A 3849-nucleotide genomic window follows, 5' to 3' on the forward strand; every position below is an offset into this window, starting at 1 on the left:
TTTCCTACCTTATGAACTTTACACCATGCAGCGGTATCTCCAGTATGACCGCCTGCAAGAGCTGAACATGACCCACTTCGACTGCTGGGCCAGCCGCTTCGGAGAAACCGTCACGGCGCTGGAGCTGGCACCGGAAGGCACCGGCTACCGGGCAAGAACGAGATTCAGCAAGTTTTTCAACCTCCCGGAGCTGATGAACTTGTTCCGTGAAGTTGCCGACATCAAAACCGCCGATCAGCTGAACTTGCCCACCCCGGAGGTGGAATACCACAACATCGTGGCCCAGCCTACTGAACACCAAAAAGAGATGGTGCAGGTTCTCTCCGAGCGCGCCTCCAGGGTACACAGCGGCAGCGTTGACCCCTCAGAGGACAATATGCTCAAGATTACCGGCGATGGCCGCAAGCTGGGTCTGGACCAGCGTATCATCAACCAGCTGCTGCCGGATGAACCCGGCACCAAGGTCAATCAGTGTGTGGGTAATATCATGCAGATCTGGCGGGACGGCGAGGCTGACAAGCTGACCCAGCTGGTATTCTGCGACATTTCCACGCCCCAGGCAGCCCCCTCCAAAAAGGCAGCCAAACAGCTGGATAATCCCACACTTCATGCGCTGGAACAGGCTGTGCCGTTGGATGAGCCTGAGCCTGCCTTTACCATCTATGAGGACATCCGCCAGAAGCTCATCGCCCAGGGAATGCCCGCCGAGCAGATTGCTTTTATCCACGAAGCCAAGACCGAGGTGCAGAAGAAAGAACTGTTTTCCAAGGTTCGCACTGGGCAGGTGCGCGTCCTGCTGGGCAGCACCTCCAAAATGGGCGCTGGCACCAATGTGCAGGACCGGCTTGTGGCGCTCCATGACCTGGATTGTCCGTGGCGTCCGGGAGACCTTGCCCAGCGCAAGGGCCGTATCGAGCGCCAGGGCAACCAGAATCCGCTGGTCCATGTGTACCGCTATGTTACCGAGGGAACTTTCGATGCCTACCTGTGGCAGACGGTGGAGAACAAACAGAAATTCATTTCGCAAATCATGACCAGCAAAAGCCCGGTCCGCTCCTGCGATGATGTGGACGAAACGGCGCTGTCCTTTGCCGAGATCAAGGCCCTGTGCGCCGGAGACCCCCGTATCAAGGAGCGCATGGATTTGGATGTGGAGGTTGCGCGTCTGAAGCTGATGAAAGCTGACCATCAGAGCAAGCAGTACCGCCTGGAGGATCAGTTGCTCAAATACTTCCCCCAGGAAATCGAAACTAACAAGGGGTTTATTAAAGGCTTTGAAGCGGATCTGGAGACCCTGGCCGCCCATCCTCACCCGGAGGATGGCTTTGCTGGAATGGAGATCCGGGGCGATGTGCTGACTGACAAAGAAAACGCCGGTGCAGCCTTGCTGGACGCCTGTAAGGAGGTCAAAGGCTCCGAACCGGTGCAGATCGGCAGCTATCGGGGCTTTACTATGTCCGTGGAGTTTTCCGCTTGGAAACAGGAATATACGCTCCTGTTGAAAGGCCAGATGACCCACCGGGCAAGCCTCGGCACAGACCCGCGCGGAAACCTCACCCGTATCGACAATGCACTGGCTCAAATGCCTCAGCGTTTGGAAGCCGTGAAAAACCAGCTGGACAACCTTTACCAACAGCAGGCCGCAGCCAAAGAGGAAATCGGAAAGCCGTTTCCCTTTGAGGATGATCTGCGAGTCAAGTCCGCCCGTCTGGTGGAACTGGACACGCTGCTGAACATTGACGGCAAGGGCCATGCCCAGCCGGAAACTGTGGTTGCCAAGAGCGCACGGCCTTCGGTGCTGGACAGCTTGAAGCGCCCGGTGCCACCCCGTAGCCCTGAAAAGAAACCGAAACAACATGAGGAGGTGCGATAACATGAATACCAACGATCTGAATACGGCCCTTTATGAGAAGATGGCCGCTGAACAGGACAAATACCGGGACTGGCTGAAAAGCCAGCCCCCGGAGGAAATCCTGCACCATACCTATGAGTACACCGTCCGGGAGGACATTGTGATGGCGATGGAGGACTTGGAGCTGACCGATGCCCAGGCCCAGGCGCTTTTGGATTCGCCTACACCGCTGGCCGATGTGTACCGTCACTTTGAGAAGCTGGAGACCGGCTACATGGATGTGATCCGGGACAGCATTGAAAACCGAGCGGATGATGTGTGTAAGGTTTTGGAAGAACAGCGGTCCATCCCTCTCTATCTCCATTCTGCCGCCTATGCGTCCCAGCATGGGGAGATGGCACAATATAACCGCTCTTATCAGGCAAACTTTGACTGTAAAGAGGCCATTGAACACGCCATCAGCGCCCACTATGCGGATAACCGACTGGATACGGAGTCTGCGGTTAAGGCGGTGCTGGAAAAGTTCGGGTCGGAACGAGTACAGTTCATCCTTGCCAACACCATCCAGCATAAGGACAGCGACGGTCGCGTTTCCCGTGACAACAAAGCCTGGGCAAAGACCATTCCCATGCCGGAGGACAGCGGCACTTCGCGCCACTGTGCTTATCTGGTTGTGGATGAGGTCAATCTTGGTCTGACCGATCTGTTTACACGGCAGGCACGAAAAACGCTTCAGGAACCGGAGAAAGGCTCTGTCTTGCAAAAGCTCAAACAGGAGCCTACCACCCACAAGCCTGCTTTATCGAAGAAACAGGAGCCGGAACGATGAGCGCCAAAAAGCGTAAACGGGATGTGCCGGTCCTGTTTTGGGTTTCCGATGCGGAGATGGAAGCGATCCAGCAGAAAATGGCACAGTTCGGAACAAAAAACCTGAGCGCCTATCTGCGGAAGATGGCTGTGGACGGCTATGTGGTACAGCTGGACTTGCCGGAGCTGAAGGAACTGGTATCCCTGTTGCGCCGAAGCAGCAATAACCTGAACCAGCTCACCCGACGGGTACATGAAACGGGGCGGATTTATGATGCTGACCTGGAGGATATAGCCCAACGGCAGGAGCAGTTATGGGAGGGCGTGAAAGAAATCCTAACCCAGCTTTCCAGGCTTTCGTAACAGGGATATATGCCCCAACTGCGGAGGGAGGAACGGCGTTCTTTTCGCCGCGCCTTCCTCCGTTTTTTCTTTTGCCCATATCCTTGTCTTTTTGAAATGTTGGAAGGATAATATGGGTAGAAAACAGATTGCCGCAAAGGAGTTGAGAATAGATGAAAACCTTTGAGAAGGTGTTGGAGATTTTTCGTGAGTATTTGGACTGTGATCTAGAGGAAGAAGTCCTCCCTTGTCGAGAAGGTTATCTCCGCGTCACATGGAATGGAGATTCCCGCTACTGTGTGGATGGACTTCTCAGCCGGACACCGGACGAACTATTCGAGGTGCTGTTATCCGATTATCGCAGCTATGAGGAACTGCGGCTAACCAAAGGATGCCGAGAAGTGACGGAAGAAGATGAAAGACAGGCAGAAATTCTCTGTCAGAGCTTTCGGGAACGATGGAAGGAGGAAGAAAAATGAGGGCGATCTGGTTCATTCTGAAACTGCCGTTGAAGATTTTAATGGCTCCGGTGATTCTGTCGCTGACCCTGTTCGTCTGGATTTGTGTGGGGATTGTCTATGTCTCCGGTTTGGTGCTGGGGCTTATCAGCATGGTGGTTGCCCTGCTGGGTGTGGCAGTTCTGATTACTTACTCCTTGCAAAACGGCATTATCCTGCTGGTGATAGCATTTCTCATTAGTCCCTATGGTTTGCCAATGGCTGCAATCTGGCTACTGGGCAAGGTACAGGACTTGAAGTTTATCATTCAAGATTTGGTTTATGGATAATATGAAAACCTCCGACGAATTTCGTCGGAGGTTTTATGGTTCTAGTATAAATGTTTTTAAT

The 3849-nt window shown here is 53.8% G+C and carries 5 protein-coding genes; all 5 read left to right on the forward strand.

Annotation, left to right across the window (positions count from 1 at the left end; genetic code table 11):
- Positions 1 to 1873, forward strand: a 1873-nt coding sequence (locus BKD12_RS01590; protein WP_278308575.1) for a helicase-related protein, incomplete at its 5' end; no start/stop codon positions are given.
- A gap of 1 nt (position 1874) precedes the next feature.
- Positions 1875 to 2681 carry a DUF3848 domain-containing protein gene (locus tag BKD12_RS01595; protein ID WP_002578490.1) on the forward strand — a complete coding sequence of 269 codons (807 nt, stop codon included), beginning with the start codon at positions 1875 to 1877 and terminating at the stop codon, positions 2679 to 2681.
- Positions 2678 to 3022 (forward strand): plasmid mobilization protein, encoded by a 345-nt coding sequence (locus tag BKD12_RS01600; protein ID WP_002578491.1) that lies wholly within the window; start codon positions 2678 to 2680, stop codon positions 3020 to 3022. The genes BKD12_RS01595 and BKD12_RS01600 overlap by 4 nt, the downstream gene beginning before the upstream one ends.
- A 152-nt stretch (positions 3023 to 3174) precedes the next feature.
- Entirely contained in the window at positions 3175 to 3480 is a 306-nt protein-coding gene (locus BKD12_RS01605) for a hypothetical protein (RefSeq protein ID WP_002578492.1), read from the forward strand.
- A complete protein-coding gene (locus tag BKD12_RS01610) occupies positions 3477 to 3788 on the forward strand; it encodes a CD1845 family protein (protein WP_002578493.1) in 312 nt (103 codons plus the stop codon). Before BKD12_RS01605 ends, BKD12_RS01610 begins: the two co-directional genes overlap by 4 nt.
- Positions 3789 to 3849 lie beyond the last annotated feature (61 nt).

This window comes from Merdimonas faecis (assembly GCF_001754075.1).
In the GTDB taxonomy this organism is placed as follows: Bacteria; Bacillota; Clostridia; order Lachnospirales; family Lachnospiraceae; genus Merdimonas; species Merdimonas faecis.